The 20,078-nt window shown below is 39.2% G+C and carries 15 protein-coding genes and 1 rRNA gene; 14 read left to right on the forward strand and 2 right to left on the reverse strand.

Translation table 11 applies throughout. The features are described 5' to 3' along the window. Window positions 1–86, forward strand: a 5S ribosomal RNA gene (rrf, locus tag CSV61_RS14680); the annotation flags it as partial. Window positions 87–706: 620 nt separating this feature from the next. Here rrf and CSV61_RS14685 read toward each other — a convergent pair. Next, window positions 707–937, reverse strand: a complete 231-nt coding sequence (locus CSV61_RS14685) for a hypothetical protein (protein WP_099639836.1) — start codon at window positions 935–937, stop codon at window positions 707–709. Between the two features lie 230 nt (window positions 938–1,167). Beyond that, window positions 1,168–1,551, reverse strand: a complete 384-nt coding sequence (locus CSV61_RS14690) for a helix-turn-helix domain-containing protein (RefSeq protein ID WP_099639837.1) — start codon at window positions 1,549–1,551, stop codon at window positions 1,168–1,170. A gap of 736 nt (window positions 1,552–2,287) precedes the next feature. Between CSV61_RS14690 and CSV61_RS14695 the strand changes: the two genes are divergently transcribed. The 13 genes from CSV61_RS14695 to CSV61_RS14755 all read left to right on the forward strand — a co-directional run bounded on the left by CSV61_RS14695 (window position 2,288) and on the right by CSV61_RS14755 (window position 20,069). Next, complete coding sequence (locus CSV61_RS14695; RefSeq protein WP_083034491.1) at window positions 2,288–3,760, forward strand: polysaccharide deacetylase family protein; 1,473 nt, start codon at window positions 2,288–2,290, stop codon at window positions 3,758–3,760. 17 nt (window positions 3,761–3,777) lie between these two features. Next, a complete protein-coding gene (locus tag CSV61_RS14700) occupies window positions 3,778–5,097 on the forward strand; it encodes a nucleotide sugar dehydrogenase (RefSeq protein ID WP_233193642.1) in 1,320 nt (439 codons plus the stop codon). Between the two features lie 15 nt (window positions 5,098–5,112). Continuing rightward, on the forward strand, window positions 5,113–6,909 hold the full coding sequence (locus CSV61_RS14705; protein ID WP_099639839.1) for a glycosyltransferase family 2 protein: 1,797 nt from the start codon (window positions 5,113–5,115) through the stop codon (window positions 6,907–6,909). 32 nt (window positions 6,910–6,941) lie between these two features. Then, entirely contained in the window at window positions 6,942–8,669 is a 1,728-nt protein-coding gene (locus CSV61_RS14710) for a polysaccharide deacetylase family protein (RefSeq protein WP_099639840.1), read from the forward strand. Window positions 8,670–8,700: 31 nt separating this feature from the next. After that, window positions 8,701–9,975 carry a helix-turn-helix domain-containing protein gene (locus CSV61_RS14715; RefSeq protein ID WP_083034494.1) on the forward strand — a complete coding sequence of 425 codons (1,275 nt, stop codon included), beginning with the start codon at window positions 8,701–8,703 and terminating at the stop codon, window positions 9,973–9,975. A 70-nt stretch (window positions 9,976–10,045) separates the two neighbouring features. Beyond that, window positions 10,046–12,607 carry a winged helix-turn-helix domain-containing protein gene (locus CSV61_RS14720; RefSeq protein ID WP_099639841.1) on the forward strand — a complete coding sequence of 854 codons (2,562 nt, stop codon included), beginning with the start codon at window positions 10,046–10,048 and terminating at the stop codon, window positions 12,605–12,607. A 38-nt stretch (window positions 12,608–12,645) separates the two neighbouring features. Next, window positions 12,646–15,177 (forward strand): winged helix-turn-helix domain-containing protein, encoded by a 2,532-nt coding sequence (locus tag CSV61_RS14725; protein WP_099639842.1) that lies wholly within the window; start codon window positions 12,646–12,648, stop codon window positions 15,175–15,177. 71 nt (window positions 15,178–15,248) lie between these two features. Continuing rightward, window positions 15,249–16,676: an aminotransferase class I/II-fold pyridoxal phosphate-dependent enzyme gene (locus tag CSV61_RS14730; RefSeq protein WP_099639843.1), complete on the forward strand. Its 1,428-nt coding sequence runs from the start codon at window positions 15,249–15,251 to the stop codon at window positions 16,674–16,676. 11 nt (window positions 16,677–16,687) lie between these two features. Next, window positions 16,688–17,329 carry a dTMP kinase gene (gene tmk, locus CSV61_RS14735; protein WP_099639844.1) on the forward strand — a complete coding sequence of 214 codons (642 nt, stop codon included), beginning with the start codon at window positions 16,688–16,690 and terminating at the stop codon, window positions 17,327–17,329. A 53-nt stretch (window positions 17,330–17,382) separates the two neighbouring features. Further along, complete coding sequence (locus CSV61_RS14740) at window positions 17,383–17,712, forward strand: cyclic-di-AMP receptor (RefSeq protein WP_009499399.1); 330 nt, start codon at window positions 17,383–17,385, stop codon at window positions 17,710–17,712. A gap of 17 nt (window positions 17,713–17,729) precedes the next feature. Beyond that, window positions 17,730–18,170 (forward strand): YaaR family protein, encoded by a 441-nt coding sequence (locus CSV61_RS14745; protein ID WP_083034499.1) that lies wholly within the window; start codon window positions 17,730–17,732, stop codon window positions 18,168–18,170. 68 nt (window positions 18,171–18,238) lie between these two features. Then, entirely contained in the window at window positions 18,239–19,249 is a 1,011-nt protein-coding gene (holB, locus tag CSV61_RS14750) for a DNA polymerase III subunit delta' (RefSeq protein ID WP_099639845.1), read from the forward strand. Further along, window positions 19,242–20,069, forward strand: a complete 828-nt coding sequence (locus CSV61_RS14755) for a PSP1 domain-containing protein (RefSeq protein WP_029054852.1) — start codon at window positions 19,242–19,244, stop codon at window positions 20,067–20,069. Before holB ends, CSV61_RS14755 begins: the two co-directional genes overlap by 8 nt. Window positions 20,070–20,078: the final 9 nt, after the last annotated feature.

Consider the following 20,078-nt stretch of genomic DNA (forward strand, 5'->3'; position numbering starts at 1 on the left):
GTTCCCATACCGAACACGGAAGTTAAGCTCTTCAGCGCCGATGGTAGTTGGGGGTTTCCCCCTGTGAGAGTAGGACGTTGCTAGGCACGAAGCCATTCCCTATGGGGAGTGGCTTTTTTGTGCTTTGTATTTGTGTTTAATAATAGAAAGAATTGAATGGAATATGATGTATTCATACTTTATCCGCTCATAGATCTGGGTTATTCGCTCTATTGTGATGCTTAACCGCTCATTAAGTTGCGACCATCGCGCGCTCACTTCGCGTATCCGCTCATTAAGATTGGAAATTCGCTCTATGCCTCTGTATATCCGATCAAAAGGTCACAGTAACCGCCCAATAAATCACGGCAAGTGCTCTATCACACGGTTTAAGCGCTCAATCCCCTTACATACCCGCTCAATAAGTAACGCACAACCGCTCAATCGCCTCGTATATCTGCCTAGTGAGCCACGGTAAACGCTTAATCGTCCTCCACTATCAACGGCCACCGCACTCTATCGCTCCATTTAAACGTTCAACAAAACCTGTCAACAACTACTTCAAGTCAGGCATCTATCTCACCAGTATCCATAACAATCGCTAACATACTTATATAAAGTAGAACACACTAGACAACCGAGACAACAACAAAAGAATCCATGTTGAAAAACCCATGGATTAGATAGCAAAGTTTTTTATTCATTTTGATTAAAGCGGGCTAACTAATCATACGGAGTAGTAAATATCGTCATCGCTTTCGTATCGTACAGCAATGGAAAGCCCATTGTCTGATTGGAATTTCAGTGTGGTAGTGTCCAGGTTACCTGTAAGTATAGAAAACGAATGTCGATCTTGTTGGGTGGGTAGAAGAGAATAGTGAATAATGTCATGAATGAGTGAGGACATTTCTTCATACGACGTAAAAATATAATATTCATTAACCATATAAGCCGGCATATTGCTCATCTCCTTTTAACCTAACTTAAAGACTTAATCGACGGGAGAGTGAAAAATTGATTTTATATTCAGCAACTAATGGAGTGCCAGCTTCGTTTAAAAGCTAGTATTATACTTTGTTTTACAATAAGTATATGTGTAAATAGAAAATCATTCTACCATTATTATATAGTAGAATGAAGTAAAATACTATTGAGTATTGTCAGTTTTTCGAAAAATGAGTAATATGATTATTTTCTTAAACTGAACATTGTTTGCATAAAGGCTAACAATGCATTTTTATCTTCCAGGGATAATCTTACTCCTTTAAAAGATACTTGTTCTTGTAATAGGTTCTCAAGACTATGTTCTCTAGTCGGTTTATTGCTTGTTGAAGAAGAAATAGCTCGATCTACTGTTTCATTAGGCAAGTAACCTGCCAATATTAGTAATTCATTTTTATCTGCCTCTAGTGCTGCTGCTAGTGCGCAAATTGTTTCTCGAGAAGGGTTGTATCTACCTTTTTCTAATGAGGCAATGAAAGAGTAACTCAGACCAGCGAGGTCTGCTAAGTAACGTAATGTCATCTGTCTTTGTTCGCGTAATTTTTTTAGGCGATTTCCAAATTCATTCAAATATATTACCACCTTATCTATTTACAGACTATTTTTAAAAAGTGTGTACCACTATCATAACCTGTATAGTAACAAATAAAAAGAAATACTGTATTAATGTTTATAGGTAAAAAGACTATACTTTTTAAATATACAGAAGTCAGTGAAATACCTAATAGTAGTTTTGCCATTGAATTACAGACAAATTGGTTAGAACATACACAAATTGTTTATCATACTCTTTCTATATCTCCATTCTACTTTATTAGTCAGGGAACTGCTATACTCCAAATCCCTCAATCTTAACATGTCTATATGCTACCTAGAATAGCTGATCAAAGAATTCCAGCATGAGTATCAATTTTAAATAAACCGAGTAGTCTTTCAATAAATGTGTTGACAAAAAGAACTAAACGCCATATTATGTGTTGTAATACTAAACAAAGAGTTTTTTTAATTTAAATGTTTAGTAAAACAACACAACGCAATATTAATAATTAGAAGGGAGATGAGAAGTATTTTCTCTGTATAAAAAAGAGCAGTATTATATTTAACATTTACTTTTACAGCTATCAAGTACTACTAGTTTTATTGATTAGTTTTTACTCCCGTTTATTGTTGATGAACTTAAATAAACCGTACAAACGGTCTGAACTCCTTATTAACACTAGTCGTACTGAATGCTTAGTGTAATATTCGTAGTTTTTACAAATAGGCTTTTAAAAATGTGGCGACACAGAAAGTGCAGGTGTTGGGAATGCGTTATGAATATGGGATCTCTCATGGTTTTAGCCAATTAAAATTTATTTCTTTTTTGCTACTTCTAAGCTCTTTTTTATTGATGGGAGGGTGTTCACCATTATTTGGAGGTGGAAAAAGTGGTAGTTCAGGTGCTGTTGCACTAGCTAGTCAAAAGGTAGACCCCTATATAGGTGAAAAAAGTGAAGTACTTTCCTATGTATGGACAACCAGAAAAGAGTTATCACTTACGTTTAACGGAATGGCCGACCAAAAGACGATGGTGGCGCTCTTGGATGCCCTAGAGAAAAACAATATTCCAGCTACGTTCTTTCTGCCAGGTATTCGAGTAGCGGAAGAACCTGAAATTGCCAAAATGATTTTAGAACGCGGCCACGAAATAGAAAACAACACATTAAACCAAATGAATCTTCAAAATACAAGTTACGAGCAGCTGTACAAAGAAGTAAAACTCAGTAATGAAGTAATCCGAAATGAAACGGGAGTAACACCCCGTTATGTCAGAACGAGATCAGGCGAATACAATGAAGATCTTCAAGCCATAACTGCACAGCTTGGTATGGATGCGGTTGTTCACTACACAATCAACCCACGTGAAGGGGATATGCAGGGAGCAAAGTCAATTGGTGAATATATTGAAAGATATATAACACGAGGCGCAATTATTTCCATGCATACAGATATTAACCCTGAGGTAGTAGATGCAATTCCATATATTGCGAAGGCTGTAGAAAACACTGGTTATCAATTAATCCCACTAAAGGAATTAATTGATAGAGGTACCGAGCGTAAGCCACTTGAACAAATTGCAGGCTATGATCAAATCAAAGTCAATCCAAACTATAAAGATATAAAGCCAAATATTTTCTACGATGCTCCTACTGAAGAAAAAGTGATTGCGCTGACATTTGACGACTGGGCAAGCGATTACACAGTTACAAAGATTCTCGATATTTTGAAGGAGGAGAAAGTACCCTCTACGTTCTTCTTGATTGGTAAAGGTGTTGAGAAAAATCCAAACTTAGCACGCGCTATTTATGAACAAGGCCATGAAGTTGCAAGTCATTCTTATGGCCATGAGATAGTAACAGAAATGACACCTGAAGAACTGCAAGAGGATCTGGTTAAAGCACATAAAATCATTACTGAAGCGATTCAAGCAAAACCCACTATGCTGTTCCGTCCTGCTACTGGTGAAATAGATGAAAATACAGCGAAAATTGCAATGGCAACAGGTTATAAAAGCATTGCATTATATGATGTAACCCCTTTTGATTGGGATACAGCAAATGATGCCGATGAAATTCTCAAACGTGTTGTCAACAAACGTGGAGATGGAAGTGTCATTGTACTTCACATCTTGGATGGCACGCAGACGATTGAAGCACTCCCAAAAGTTATCCATACATTACGCGATCAAGGCTATACATTTAAACATATGACAGAATTAATGCGAATGAAGAATAACTAAAAATGGAGATGGTATGGATGGTGAATTCATTATACGAGCGAATCATGTATAGACAAGAAAAGATTGCAGTGGTTGGTTTAGGTTACGTCGGACTGCCAGTGGCTATTGCATTTTCTGAAGTGGCTGATGTAATTGGTTTCGATGTAAGTGAAAAAAAGATTGACCAGTTAGTTGCTGGAATTGACGTGACAGGTGATGTTGGAGATGAACGAATTCGAGATGCTAATATGCTATTCACCTCCAATGAAAATCATTTACAAGACGCCAAGTTTTTCGTCGTTGCAGTTCCAACACCCATTCAATCAGGAAACCTGCCCGACTTGAAAGCTCTTCAGTTGGCTAGCCAATTGGTAGGGCGAAACATGAAGAAAGGGTCAGTCGTAGTCTATGAGTCAACTGTCTATCCTGGCGTGACAGAGGAAGTGTGCATACTTGAACTAGAAGGCGCATCCGGCCTGAAATTCGGTACGGACTTTACAGTAGGCTATTCACCAGAGCGCATTAATCCGGGTGATCAAGTCCATCGTTTAGAAAATATTATTAAAATTGTCTCTGGCAGTGATGAGGAAACACTAGATACTGTGGCAAGTGTCTATGAAATGATTATTGACGTTGGAGTATATCGAGCAGAATGCATCAAAGTGGCAGAGGCAGCGAAAGTTATTGAAAATGCCCAACGGGATATTAACATTGCTTTTATGAATGAACTCTCCATGTTGTTCAATCAAATGAAAATTGATACACAGGCGGTATTGCGTGCAGCAAAAACGAAGTGGAACTTCCTACCGTTTTCTCCCGGGTTAGTAGGCGGTCACTGCATAGGAATCGATCCTTACTATTTAACATATAAAGCAGAGGACTGCGGATACCGATCTAAAATACTCCTTGCAGGGCGCCATATCAATGATTCTATGGCAGCGTACATTTCCCAGCAAATTCTTAAGATTCTCGCGCAGCAGAAAGTGAATATGAATACTATCAAAATAGGTGTACTCGGCCTTACATTTAAAGAAGATTGTCCTGACTTCCGTAACACAAAAGTACTCGATATTATCAAAGAATTAAAAGAGTATGGAATCGAACCAATTGTCGCAGACCCGTTAGCAGACCCCCAAGCGGTCAAAGAAGAATGTGATATCACACTCGCCTCTATTGATAATTTCAAAGAACTGCACGCAGTGATTGTTGCAGTACCTCACGAGGCATACAGAGGACTAACGCTAGAAGACTTTCAGAACATGTTTGAGACGGAAACTACTCAATTATTAATTGACGTTAAGGGGATTTACAATAAAAAAGAATTTGAAGACCAGCATATCCGATATTGGAGTTTATAAGAAAGGTGTGGAATTATGGTGAAAGAAAAATCAGAAGCCAAAAAGATAATCAGACACACTAGTGAATCGACAATTCTTCCGAACGTTCCAATATTGCGAAGAGATGAAGAGGGCAACGAGGTTGAAACAAATCGCTTGTTAAAAGATTCCTACTCATGTGACCTTAACGTAATAGTGAGAATGAAAAGATTTAGTGCCAAGATGAAAACAAAAGCTATCGAAATATCCAAGACGGAGCTAATCGTAGACTTCGATTCTTCCATGAATTCACTGAAGTCTGGAGATGTTGTATACTTGCGCTTCAAAATTCCACAAGGGACGATGCCGGAAGGGTACGAGTCGACGGTGAGAATCCGTGGAACGGTCAGTTGGCAGGAAGTAAAGATGCCGACTGGTGAAATAACTTGGAAAATGGTCTTTAAATTTGTCGAGTCATTGGATTCCTACTTCCAACGAACAAAGTGGAGATTTATTACGACTTTTACGCTTGCCAGTCTTTTGCTTGTCGCGTTCTTTATTGTATTGATGCGTATTGAGAGTTTAGTATATTTCAAATTTAATAAATTTATTTATTTTTATAGTTTAATTGCAGCTACATTTTTGCTAACGCGGTATATATTTGGTGCCTTTTATAGAAACGTACCGATCAATTCACATTATCGTCCTGGTGTTTCTATTATCATTCCAGTCTTTAATGAAGAAGAGTGGATTCATAAAACGATTTACAGCTGTCTGAATCAAAACTATCCAATTGACAAACTGGAAGTAATTATCGTGGATGATCAGTCGACAGATCGTACAGTAGAAAATGTTTGGAAAGCAGTAGAAAAGCTAGAGCAAGAAGATGAAGTTTACAAAATTAAAGAACGATTACAAGTATATGTAATGCCGCAAAATGGAGGAAAACGTGAAGCTTTGGTGGACGGTGTTGCATTAGCTACACATGATCTTGTTGTATTCGTTGATTCAGATAGCTTCCTCGAGCCCAATGCTATTTTGAACTTAGTTCAGCCATTCCAGGATCCTAAAATGGGTGGAGTGGCAGGAAGAACAGATGTTGAAAATAAATATACAAACAGTATTACTAAATTACAAGTCGTACGTTATTACATTGCTTTTCGAGTCATGAAAGCAGCCGAATCATATTTTGATTGTGTCACTTGTTTATCGGGTCCATTGTCTTGCTATAGAAAGTCTTTGATTCTCGAGAATCAGGATGATTGGCTTAATCAAACTTTCTTAGGGCAACCGGCAACATTTGGCGATGATCGTAGTATGACCAATTTCATTTTACAAACACACCGCACGGCATATCAAGATAATGCAATCTGTTCAACAGTGGTGCCGGATAAATTTGGTGTGTTTTTAAAACAGCAAATGCGCTGGAAACGCTCTTGGTTACGCGAATCACTACGAGCAGGAACATTTATTTGGAGGAAAGAAGTATTCATGGCTCTGTTCTTTTACGTAGGTCTGATTGTCCCAATCGCAGCACCCGTTGTCGTACTGTATAACTTAGTCTATGTGCCGTTGTTTCACGGTGTAATCCCAACCACTTTCTTGATGGGCTTATTCTTGATGGCCTTCATGATGAGCACCGCCTACTTGTTCTTTAAGAAAAGCAGTCTTTGGATCTTCGGTTTTTTCTTTGTTTTGATGTATGAGGCTGTTCTGTTGTGGCAGATGCCTATTGCATGGGTGACATTCTGGAAATCTACTTGGGGAACACGCGATACACCACAAGATATCGAAGCGCGTGAGAAGAAGTTGGGGAAGAAGCTGAAAAAAGATCCTCTAACTATCAAATCATAACTATATGAATTTGTAGACAAGGAGAATGACAAATGAAACAAAAAAGTAATGAAATATTAGATTACGAAAAGAAGAATCGGCGGAAAGTCAGACGATCAATTTTTCAAATAGGTATTTTATTAGTCATTGGTTTCCTTGTGTTCCAAACGTTTGTCGAAATGAATCGTTATAATGCATCGGATACTAAAGATTGGAAGAACACGAGAGGTTTTATTGCTCTTTCATATCCAGGTGTTTCAAGGGATGGGTCGGATTCTTTGTTTGCTAAGAAACAAATGCAACGACAGCTAGAAGCGTTGACGGACCAAAGATATGAGACAATCTCTCAACAAGATATTCTAAATTTCTACAATAATAAGAAGCCATTGCCCGAAAAAGCATTATTCCTTGCTTTCGAAGATGGACGTACGGATACGAGCGTATTTGTCAATCCACTGTTAAAGAAGTATAACTACAAAGCGACATTGCTCTCCTTTGCCAACAAACTAGACGAGAACGATAATCGTTTTCTTCAGCCTTCACATCTAAAACAGATGCAAAAAAGTGGTTTCTGGGAATTAGGTAGTAATGGAAACCGTTTAACGTATATCAATATCTTCAATAAAGAAGGTACCTTCTTGAATATTCGTGATGATGAAGAAGTACTGAATAAAGACGAAATCAATTCGTACAACCACTTTTCGATGGACTTCATCCGTGATCAAAACTTGATTCCAAGTGAGAATCGAGTGGAGATGGAAAAGCGGATTACAAATGACTATGAAGAGATGCGCAATGTGTATCAAAAACAATTGGGTACTGTGCCCGGTGTCTACATGATTATGCATGCAAATGGTTTATATAATACAGCAAATAAATTGGTTACTGAAGTCAATGACAAAGAGATTAGAAAGACATTTGATATGCACTTCAATCAAGAAGGAGATGCATATAACACAAAAGATAAAGAATTATATAACCTAACCCGCGTCCAGCCCAAGACTTCCTGGTCAACAAATCATTTACTCATGAAAATTTCACATGATACAAATCAGAAGATAGATTTTATAAAAGGTGATGAAAAACAAGCTAAACAGTGGAAGATGATTGAAAGCGCGGCAGAGTTTCATGATAATACAATCACTCTGACATCAAAAGCAAGAATGTATGGAAAACTGGTTCTGAAAGAGAGTACGAACAAGGATATACAGTTCACAGGAAAAGTGGGCGGTACTGCTGAAGGTCAACAATCTGTTTACCTAAGACGTAGTGATAATGGTGATTCATATGTAAAAGTTGCATTTGAAAACGACCATCTAGTAATAGAAGAAAAAGTGGCAGGACAGTTGAAAGAAATACTTGAAACAAAACAAATATCCAAAGCTACAATACAGCAAACAACCGATCAAGATAAAACTGACTCAGAAAAAGAAGAAAAAGCACACCAACAAAAGTTATTTAATGAAAAAAACTTAAAAATTGAACTTCAAGATAATAAATTAACCATCTGGCTGAATGACGAAAAGGTTATCAATAAGCTAATTGTTAACCGAGACATTCAGGTTGGAAAGCTAGCATTAGGTTCTACATGGATACCAGGAGAATTCCAAGATCCAATTCATGATGCACAGTTTAGTGATGTGACAATTTCTTCTTTGACGAAAAGTGATGTTGAACAGACGACATTATTTACAAATAAAATACAAAAGCCACAGCAATTAATGTATACATTTGTCGGTTCAATTAAGTCGGCTATGAACTGGGTAGTCGACAACTTCTAATGACTGGCATGTAAAAAAGGCGGAGATTTCAATGTCCACTAATAAAAAAGTATTATTCATTGTGATTTCCTGCTTCTTTTTTAGTGGATGTCAGGAAAAGAAACAGCAAACTATGAATGTGTCAGGTCTAGATCAATTAGAGTTTTCAGCGTGGGTGACAGAATGGCAATGGCAAAGTGGAGTGGAAGACCTCCGACAAGTTCATGGTGTGCATAGGGCGCAGGTTTTTGCAGCGTATTTTGATGAGGAGGATCACGTCTACTTGCGGGATAAAATGGATGACGCTATTGCCGCAATGAAGAAACTATCAAAGGAACGTAATATACCTTTAGATTTAACGATTGTGAATGACCAGTTTCTACCTAATGGTACCGTCGTGCACAAAGACCCTGAGTTAATTGGACGTTTGGTAGAAACACCAGAAAGTCGTGAAAGGCATATTGATAACATCTTAAATTATATCGATGCCTATCAATTCGAAGGGCTAGAAATAGACTATGAAAATATAAATAAAGATGACCTGCCCAACTTGCTTCAATTTTATAAAGAATTATATGACGTTCTTCAGGCACAAGGAAAACCGTTGCGTATTATAGTGGAACCCAATTTACACGTGGAACAATACCATTTCCCGACAGGACCAGTCTACGTCATGATGGCATATAACTTATATGGGAGCCACTCGGAGCCAGGTCCGAAAGCGAATGATGAATTCATTCGAACAGTAGTGAAAAAAATGAATACTTTACCCGGACAACCAATTATTGCTCTATCGGCTGGCGGTTTTAGTTGGCAACACGGGAGCGATGAAACGAAACCTCTCACCGAAACAGAGGCAGAGGAACTTGCTAAAAAAAGTAAAGTTATACCTATACGAGATCCATCCAGTGGCAGTATGTATTTTGACTACAAGGATAAATACGGCAAAGCATTCACTGTTTGGTACGGAGATCAGCAGACCTTGTATCAGTGGATAAAAATTGCAGCAGAAGAGGGTCAAACGAGGGTTTCTTTATGGCGAATGGGTGGAATGGAAACATCTACATTGGAATTCCTAAATAAAGCAGTCAATTATAAAGCTTCAGTGAGAGGAGAAAACGGGATGTTGGCCAATCATATAAAAAAACTCAGGAAAGAAATGAACCTGACGCAGGCTGAATTGGCTGAGCGGGTAGGCATCGGACGTACAGCTTTATCCAAAATAGAAAACGGAGCTTACTATCCAAGCGCTAAAACAATGAAGAAAATTTCGGATGTACTCAATAAGCCAATCGGAGAAATATTTTTTAATACAGATGTATCATGAAGCTCCGCAAGTTGATAGGTAGATCGGGCTCTGGCGTGAGACCTATAGCAATCGAGGGGAGAGAAAACTTGTGAATGTACATGGAGCTAACGGAAAAGTTAAAATGCCTATAGCAAACAAGGAAATAATCAGTAGAAAAGACATAGAAATTCCTATTCACGCAGGATTGGTTCGACTTACTATCGTCCGCGCACCCGTAGGCTATGGAAAGACTATGTTGCTGAGTAAAAAGTTCTCCGAAATAACTGACTCGACGGCATGGCTCACATTAGACGAAATGGACAATGATCCCGTTAGATTTTGGAATTACGTAATCATGTCCATCGAGAAAAGTGGGAATACAATCCGTGCGGATAGGCTATTGCTGTTCATCAAAACAAGCCCGCCCTATTCTACGATTATTGATATGCTATTGAATGAACTCAGTAGCCAAACAACAAAAATCACACTTGTTTTAGACGATTATCATATGGTCACGAATCCAGTCATCCATAAAATGATGAACCAATTCATCGATTATTTGCCACATCATGTGAAAATTTTCATAACAAGCAAAGACGAAGTACCCCTGACCATCTCCAAATGGCGGCCAAAGGGCTGGATATATGAAATTGGTATTCAACAACTTCAATTTCAATTAGACGAAGTCCGAGAGTTTTTCCAGAAACGTTCTCCGCAATCGAGCCATTCAAAACTTTTCTATCAGCAAGTATTACGTATTACAGAAGGTTGGCCTTTAGGTATTCAATTGTTAAATATGACGGGTTCAGAAGAAGTTCTCCAATGGGAAGCAAAAGATTTCTCTATCTCGTCACCGGTAGTAACAAATTACTTACTGTATGAAGTATTTTCTAGACTCAGTCCCTCTATGCAAGAGTTTCTCATGCGTACATCAGTGTTGAAAGATGTAACTCCCGAAAGTTGTAATCAGGTATTGAACCGAAATGATAGTGGAGAGGTATTGAGAGATATGGAGGAGGAGGGGGTATTCACCAATCAGTTAAGAGACAATCAGTTGACATACAGATACCATGATCTTTTTTTGATGGTTCTACAGAACGAAATGCATCATCGCTTTTCGCAAGACAGTGTAACAAAAATTTATGCTAAAGCCGCGCATGTTCAATATAAACAAGGAGATTATGCAACGGCGATCGAGCTAGCGATTAAAGGGAAATTATTAGATGTAGCCAACCATTGGATTGAAGAGAACCTAGTAAATATCTTCGTATCCAAACAGAATGAGATGTTCATGAGATGGATCATGATGCTACGTAAACATTCTTTTGAAATCCATGCAGAAACGCTTGCAATATACGCGTTTAATCTAGCTATTCGGTTTGAAATGGATAAGGCAGAATCGGTTATTCGAGAACTAGATCGTCGGAATGAAAAAACAAATTGGAAAGATGAAGACTCATTAAAAGACGCGTCGCTAATTTTAGACATTGTAAAAACCTTTACGTTGTTTAGGGATCAAGGATGTATAAAGAAAAAAGTCACACATTTACAGAAAACAATTCACGTTCATCCGTTACCTGTTGATTCCCGATGGAAAAACGTGTCGATTATCTATAACCACTTTGAACCACAATTACTGAGAACGAGATTAGGCAACAGAGGTAAACTAATTTCCATCAAACAATTATCTACATTGAACGACATTTTGCGAAATGATACATTTCTTGCCCATAACCTATCAGGATACAGTCATGGTCTACAAGCTGAAGTATTATATGAAATGAATTTGCTACATGAATCTGAGCAATATAGTAAAATAGCCTTGGAATATACTTACCATCATAATGATGTAGGCTTGTCTATACCGATGTACGTTTTGCAAGCTAAAATTTTTCTGGCTAATGAACAGTTTACCAAAGCTCAAGCTATACTGAATCACGCCATGGAATCAGCAGCCCATCCTAATTGGCAATGTATTTTGATTACAATGAAAGCCCTAAGCTATATTCGGGAAGGTGACCTAGAACGAGCAGAGTGTGAATTGAACAAATCATCCAATTTAACACATCAGCAAACAGAATCGGGTTTGGAATTCTGGATGCTTGTACAAGCAAGACTGCATATAGCAAAAGGTAATACACGAAAAGCACTTAATTATATTGACCAAGTGTCGCAAGAAGCTCAAGAAAAATCTCAGATGACAATTATTATGGAGACAAAGGTATTGCGATCAATTTGTATGTGGAAAAACAATAAAAAGAAGTTAGCGATCGATATACTTCATGAAGTATTGGAACTAGCAGTCAAATCAGGCTATAAACGTATGCTTTTAGAAGAAAAATCTTTGAACCCAATAGTAGTGAGTTATATAAAAAGCCGAATGAGCTTTGAGCAGCCACAATGGAAAACAGTGCCGCTTGTCTTTGCTCAATCGTTGCAGAAGGACCATACCGATCACCCTGTGGCTACTCATCACAATAGCAAACCGAATTTGACTCCTCGCGAAGAAGAGTTAATTAAGGCGCTTGCAACCGGTGCTTCCAATAAAGAAATTGCGGAACAGCTTTTTCTTTCTGTGGGAACTGTAAGAGTATATCTATCAAAAATCTACAAGAAACTCCATGTCAGTTCACGGACTCAGGCGATTTTGCAGGCCAAAGACTGGCGGTAGCACAACAATAAACTACTATCAATGTGAGGGTGGTTATCATGGTCATACTATTAGCATCAAAAATACAAATACCAGCACAGCATGAAGAGTGGATTAGTAGAGAGAATATGATCGCTATTCAACATGAGGCGGTTCAGTCAAAAGTTCTGTTTATCAATGCTCCAACGGGTTATGGAAAAACGACATTTTTGACTCAGTGGTCAGATAATTTAAATGAAAACGTCGCATGGTTAACAGTCGATCAAGCGGATAATGAGCCTCTCCAATTTTTTCGTTATATCATCTATACCGTTTATTCAGCTTGCAATTTGCTACCAAATGAGGAATTACAGCAACAATTGGCCAATGCAGATCGCGATAAACTGAATGCGATGTGGAATTTCTACAAACAACTGGGTAGCGTAATGACGAAACAAGTTCGATTAATTATTGATGACTTTCATCATATCAACTCTCTTGAACTATTGGAAATGATCCAGTATTTTGTAATGGAACTACCTGAACCATTGAAAATTTGTTTCGCCAGTCGCCATTTTCCTCCCTTTACACTTGCACTCTGGCAATCCTTATTCACTGTCACCGAAGTCAAGACAAAACATCTACGTTTCACAGTGGAAGATATGAAAAGGTACTTGAAGCATCAACCTCAACAGCAACAAATAGTGTGGCAAGAATTCATTCGGGCAGAAGGGTGGCCTGCAGGACTTCGAAACGCATTGCAGTCTCAAGGTATGTGTAACCGAATACAATCTGACCGACATCGACAGTATGCTATGAATGTTTTGATGAATGATCTATGGGATAGTTTCTCAAACTCGGCACAACATTTTCTGTTAGCAACATCCATTTTGAATACAATGGATCACAATCTATGCGACGCACTACTAGGGAATAAAGAAAGCTTGGTTCATTTACAAAATCTAGAGGAAAAAGGCTTTTTCATAGAGAGAGATACTGAAAAAGATGCACATTATCGTTATCATCCTCTTTTCGCTGTCGCGTTGCAACAAAACTTGCACCAAACCTATTCAAGGAGCTTTATAGTAGAATTGCATAAAAAAGCAGCGGGTGTATATTTTCAGCAAGGTGATATAGTGCAAGCAATCACGCATGCCATAATAGGCAAGGCGTATCCACTTGCGAGTACTTGGATGATGAATTACGGTGAAGATATTATAAAGAATAGAGAGACCTTAACCTTCATATCTTGGTGCCGTGAATTTGAAATAGCTAATATTCCATTGGCTTTAGATCTTCAACTATTGTATGCCTTTTCTCTTCTTGCTGAGCACCAAGTGGATGCAGCGGATCTCGTCACAAGCCGAATGACGACCCAAGAAAATCAAAAAGATTGGAACGCTTTTACTGTAAGAAGCCAATCCGCTGCATACGACTATTTTTTGATCAAGTCCTACATCACCGTCATACGAATGGGGGGTATGACAGAGGTGGGGCGGTGGCTGCAAAAAGGTTTTGATCTTCATATAAAAAAGCGTTCCAAATTATACGTAATGCCCCTCCAGTTTAATAAAACAGAGCCTACGTTATCGCGCACACCATTAGGCTCTCCTAAAAAATTAGCAATCCATGAATACCAACAAGTACGACTGGAATGGCAATCTTGTCGAGGAAATGAGCTTTCTATTATCGGCTATGATCACGGAATTCAAGCGGAAAGGTTGTACGTGAAAGGCTTACTGAAAGAAGCCAGAGAACATCAAGTAGAAGCACTTCTTTCAGCTCATCATTACCAAGATCCAGGCTTGCTAATACCTATGTATATGCTGAGTTGTAAACTGTATATCGCGAATGGTGAGATGGAAAATGCACATCGAACGTTGCAAAGGGCTTTGTTATATACAGAAGTAAGCCACTGGAGAGGATTTCTATATGCTTTCGAAGCATTCATTTACTTGACGCAGGATAATCTAGAAGAGGCAGAAATAGCTTTCTCAAAAATGCAGAATGGATATAAAGAAGGTACCTCCCAACATCCATTTGTCATACTCGTAGAAGCAAGATTACTTCTGAAGAAAGGTCAATGGGAGGATGCATTGAAGAAAGTGCTACATGTGAAATTTGAAGCATTACAGGAAGGGCAAATTGAGACATTGATCGAAGCAAACATCTTAGAAAGCCTATGCTATGCCTATCAAGAATCCTGGCTGGAAATGGCTCAAACTTTACATGATGCCATGACCTATAGTAAAGAGTACGGCTATATACAGTTGTTCACTAGGGAAGAGGGTATGGAATTGATGTTGAAAGAATATAAAAAAATACGAAAGCAATCCCATGAGTTGAATTGGACACAAGTTCCCTACTTCTACGTAGAAAGCTTAGTGCTGGCAACAAAAAAGCGGGATTCGGCACTTGATTCACTGACACCAAGCGAGCAAGAAGTGTTTTCATTACTTGTACTAAGTCAAACCAATCCAAAGATAGCAAGAAATCTAACTTTGACGGAGGAGAGTGTAGGCGTCTACTTGACTTCTATATATGAAAAATTAAGTGTCAAATCAAGAGCACAAGCTATGTTAAAAGCATATAAACCATATGATGTGACCTGAAAAGCGATACTCCTTTAGTCAGGAGTGTCGCTTTTTGCTATACTGAATGAAAGTAAAGGAGTGCGTGTTAGATGAAATATCAAGATCGTCCACTTGTGCAAGCTCTACAGCGTTTCCATAACCAGAAGCCTGTTTCATTCCATGTACCGGGACACAAAGGAGGGGCATTATCCGATTTGCCGACAGCTGTGCGTCAGGCACTTGCATATGATTTGACGGAGCTGGCAGGACTTGATGACTTGCATGAAGCGACAGGTGCGATTAAAGAAGCAGAAGACAAGTTGGCATGTCTTTATGGAAGCGAACGGAGTTTCTTTTTAGTGAATGGTTCGACTGTAGGAAACCTGGCTATGTTGTATGCAACAGTTCAGCCGGGAGACTTGGTAATGGTGCAACGTAATGCACATAAATCTATATTCAATGCATTGGAACTGACAGGTGCGAATCCAGTGTTTCTCTCTCCGGATTGGGATGGACAGACGCAAACGGCTGGAACGGTTTCATTAAAGACTGTAAAAGAGGCACTCACGCAGTATCCGGATGTGAAAGCAGCTATTTTCACCACACCTACATATTATGGAATAGTAAATAGAGACCTTAGACAAATTATAGAAGTATGTCATAGCCGCAAAATACCAGTCCTCATTGATGAGGCGCATGGTGCTCACTTCATAGCACATGATGCATTTCCTAAGAGCGCACTCGAACTCGGAGCAGATCTGGTCGTTCAGTCCGCGCATAAAACATTACCAGCGATGACGATGGCGTCGTTTTTACATATCCGTTCAAAATTTATAAGAACGGAAAGAGTAGCACATTACCTCCAAATGTTACAATCGAGCAGTCCATCTTACTTAATGATGGCATCTTTGGATGATGCCAGGTATTATGCAGAGACGTATAATGAAAAAGACTATGAAAGTTTTCAAGTATACAGAAATAACTTAATTCAAGGTCTATACAATACGCCTTGCGTTGAAGTAATCGAGACAGATGATCAACTGAAGTTGCTCGTACGCGCAACAGGTCATTCAGGATACGTCTTGCAGGAAGCATTGGAGCAACAGGGCATTTACCCTGAGTTGGCGGATCTGTACCAAGTGTTGCTTGTACTGCCTTTGGTAAAAGCAAGGGATGAAGTATGCATCGACGACGTAGCGGGCAAATTTAAAAATGCAATGGACTGTTTAGCGAAGAAAGAGATTACGTCAGTGCGGCTCAACAACTATTTATCAAACAGTGCTCCGTCAACAGTAGTATATACGGCAACCCAGCTTCATACGATGGATAAGGAATGGGTAAGTATGCAGAGTGCAACTGGAAAAGTAGCAGCGGAAGCGATTATTCCGTACCCGCCAGGCATTCCTCTATTATGTGCGGGAGAATGCATTAACCAAGACCATATAAAACAAATATACGATCTATTGGTGGCTGGTTGTAGGTTTCAAGGGGCCATCAATCGAGAGACGAAACAAGTAAAAGTAGTTTTGAATAGATAGGGGAATAGAAGATGACGGGATTATTCATTAGTTTTGAAGGGCCGGAAGGGGCTGGTAAGACTACCGTATTGCAAAAAATAGCGGAGCGCTTAAAGGCACATGGAGAAGATGTAGTCATGACACGTGAACCGGGTGGAATCCCTATTGCTGAAAAAATTCGAGAAGTGATTTTGGATTCGAATCACAGTACAATGGATGGTAAGACAGAAGCGTTGCTGTATGCGGCTGCCCGTAGACAACATTTAGTAGAGAAAATCATACCTGCTCTGAAGCAGAATAAAATTGTATTATGTGACCGTTTCATTGATAGTTCATTGGCATATCAAGGGTTTGCACGTGGACTAGGTATAGATGAAGTACTATCAATCAACTTGTTTGCTATTGGGGAGTACATGCCTGATTGCACAATTTACTTCGATGTGCCACCTGAAGTAGGATTAGCCCGGATATGGAAAGACAAAGACCGTGAGCAGAACCGTCTGGATTTGGAAAAACTGGAGTTTCACGAGCGAGTGTGCAAAGGCTATCAAGAAGTGATAGCAAGGGATGACAGGCGAATCCAAGTGGTAGATGCACACCAGCTACCAGCGCAAGTCGTGGAAAATGTTTGGCGAATTGTAAGTTCAGAAGTCAACTTACATAAGAATTCATGATATAATAAAGAAGAAATATATTTTTATGAGAAATCGGAAAAGGGGAGAGTACATTGAAACTGATTGTAGCAGTGGTACAGGACCAAGATAGTAACCGATTATCTTCTGCATTGACTAAAAGTGATTTTCGGAATACAAAATTAGCCAGTACAGGTGGATTTCTTCGCGCAGGTAACACAACGTTTCTAATGGGTGTGGAAGATGAGTTAGTCTCCAAGGCACTGGATTTAATTCGTGATAATTGTCGTTCTCGCGATCAAATGGTTGCTCCAGTTTCACCAATGGGTGGTAATGCGGATTCATATATCCCGTACCCAATCGAAGTAGAAGTAGGCGGAGCTACTGTATTTGTCTTGCCAATTGAACAGTTCCACCACTTTTAAGCTAGAGGTGAATGCTGATGAAAGTCAATGGTGAATACCGTACAGGATTAGATAAGTTACCGCCTGATCCGCTTCGGCATGCACAAGGTAATGCCAAGTTTGGACAAATGGTAGCAAAACAAGGATCACGTCTGCAAGGAGAACAGATTACACGGTTGTTTGGGGATATCTCAAGTGCTGGGGATCGACTCGCAAGGTCTCGAAATTTACGTGATATGGCGAAATACAAGATGCTGATCAAACGTTTTTTGAAAGAAGCAGTAGATTCAGGTATTGAGTTAACACAATCTCATACATGGAATCAATTTGGTGAAGGTCGCCGGTTGAATCTTGTCCAAACAATAGATGAAAAACTAATCGCGTTGACGGAAGCCCTGTTGGATGAAGAAGAATCATCCATTGATTTACTTGCTAAAATAGGTGAAATCAAAGGCCTTCTAGTCAATTTATATACGTGATCCCGTGCCGCAATCATATGTAGCACGGGGTTTTTTGCAACATCTTTATCAACTAAGGAGGGGCTTGCATGTCACAGAAGTTGCACGACCATGCATTGCAGTCTCAGAAGCAAGTGATCGATAGACTAACTATGATTCACAAAAGACAGCGCATTGGACATGCCTATATATTTGACGGATCAAATGGTGTAGGCAAAGAAGCGGTTGCGCAATACTTCACGAAATTGTTATTATGCATGGACCCAAAAGAAAATGTTCCATGTGAAACATGTCATTCATGTAAACGTATAGAATCGGGTAATCATCCGAACGTAGTACTAATCAGACCCGATGGACAGGACATTAAAAAGGACCAGATGTCTGAATTGATTATGAAAATGACGAAAAAAGGATATGAAGAAGGACGGAAAGTATATGTGATTGTGAATGCGGAAAGAATGAATTCCTCAGCAGCCAATACGTTGCTGAAGTTCTTAGAAGAACCCGAAGGCAGCATCACAGCCATATTGCTCACGGATTCCTATCCATCCATACTACCGACAATTCAATCACGTTGTCAGCGAATTTCACTTCAGTCGATGAATCGCCAAAGTAGTATTGAAAGTCTTGTAGAAAAAGGAGTTACAGCTTCTATGGCATCCACTGTAACGATGATGACGGCAAATGTCGAAGTGGCTTATGAAATGGCGCAAGAAGATTCCTTTGTACAGAGACGGAGATTAGTGTTAAAATTAGTAGAGGCAATCGAACAGCGAACTCCAGGCGAGGCATTGCTGTTCATTCAGACAGATTGGATGCCTTTCATGAAGGAGAAAAATGATTGTGAACAAGGACTCGATTTGCTTCTATTCGCATACCGTGATATTGTAGCGGTCAAAGCAGGATTGCAGTCGACTATATCCTATCCTGATCAATTGGAAATCTTCACAGGACATTCTGTCAAAAATACCTATAGCAGTTTAACTGTTAAAATAGATGCCGTCTTGCAGGCGAAAAAACGATTGCATCAAAATATGAATCGTACGCTTTTACTAGAACAATTGGTGCTTACTATGCAGGAGGGGTTATTGTTTGTTTAAAGTCGTAGGCGTCCGCTTTAAAAAAGCGGGGAAGTTATATTATTTTGACCCATTGGATATGCCGATTGAAATTGGCGACTATGTTATTGTAGAAACCGCAAGAGGGGTAGAATACGGTAAAGTAGCCAGTCGAAGTAATGAAATAGATGATGAAGATGTCGTCTTGCCACTGAAAAAGATCATTCGTCTTGCAGATGAAGGTGATCGTGAACGTGTGAAGGAAAATGAGCAAGAAGCAAATGAAGCATTTGATGTCTGCGTGGAAAAAATTACAGAACATCAATTGGATATGCGTTTAGTAGATGTAGAATATACATTTGATCGAAATAAAATTGTATTTTACTTCACTGCTGAAGGCCGGGTGGACTTCCGTAATCTAGTGAAGGATCTCGCAGCAATATTCCGCACGAGAATCGAATTGCGCCAAATCGGTGTACGAGATGAGGCGAAAATGTTAGGCGGTATTGGCCCATGTGGTAGAATGCTTTGCTGTTCAACATTTTTAGGTGATTTTGAGCCAGTATCCATTAAGATGGCGAAAGATCAAAACCTTTCATTGAACCCATCAAAGATTTCCGGTCTATGCGGTCGCTTGATGTGTTGCCTGAAGTATGAAAATGATGCATATGAAGAAGCGAAAGCGCTAATGCCCGATCTTGGTAAGCAAGTAATTACACAGGATGGAGTAGGAAAGGTAGTCGGACTGAATTTATTGGAGCGTGTGCTTCAGGTGAATATACCGGCATTTGAACGAGTAGTAGAATATGCGTGGAGTGAGATTGAGGATCTACAGAAAGAAACAGCTCAATTGACTAAATGATGAGGTGGA

Origin of the sequence: Sporosarcina sp. P3, from assembly GCF_002743415.1 — a bacterium.
Classification (GTDB): domain Bacteria; phylum Bacillota; class Bacilli; order Bacillales_A; family Planococcaceae; genus Sporosarcina; species Sporosarcina ureae_A.

Excerpts from the sequence above, each read along its gene's own strand:
- CSV61_RS14695 (WP_083034491.1), top strand. The coding sequence starts at position 2,288 with ATGCGTTATGAATATGGGATCTCTCATGGTTTTAGCCAATTAAAATTT.
- CSV61_RS14730 (WP_099639843.1), top strand. The coding sequence starts at position 15,249 with ATGAAATATCAAGATCGTCCACTTGTGCAAGCTCTACAGCGTTTCCAT.
- CSV61_RS14710 (WP_099639840.1), top strand. The coding sequence starts at position 6,942 with ATGAAACAAAAAAGTAATGAAATATTAGATTACGAAAAGAAGAATCGG.
- CSV61_RS14745 (WP_083034499.1), top strand. The coding sequence starts at position 17,730 with ATGAAAGTCAATGGTGAATACCGTACAGGATTAGATAAGTTACCGCCT.
- CSV61_RS14705 (WP_099639839.1), top strand. The coding sequence starts at position 5,113 with ATGGTGAAAGAAAAATCAGAAGCCAAAAAGATAATCAGACACACTAGT.
- CSV61_RS14725 (WP_099639842.1), top strand. The coding sequence starts at position 12,646 with ATGGTCATACTATTAGCATCAAAAATACAAATACCAGCACAGCATGAA.
- CSV61_RS14685 (WP_099639836.1), bottom strand. The coding sequence starts at position 937 with ATGCCGGCTTATATGGTTAATGAATATTATATTTTTACGTCGTATGAA.
- tmk (WP_099639844.1), top strand. The coding sequence starts at position 16,688 with ATGACGGGATTATTCATTAGTTTTGAAGGGCCGGAAGGGGCTGGTAAG.
- CSV61_RS14715 (WP_083034494.1), top strand. The coding sequence starts at position 8,701 with ATGTCCACTAATAAAAAAGTATTATTCATTGTGATTTCCTGCTTCTTT.
- CSV61_RS14700 (WP_233193642.1), top strand. The coding sequence starts at position 3,778 with ATGGTGAATTCATTATACGAGCGAATCATGTATAGACAAGAAAAGATT.
- holB (WP_099639845.1), top strand. The coding sequence starts at position 18,239 with ATGTCACAGAAGTTGCACGACCATGCATTGCAGTCTCAGAAGCAAGTG.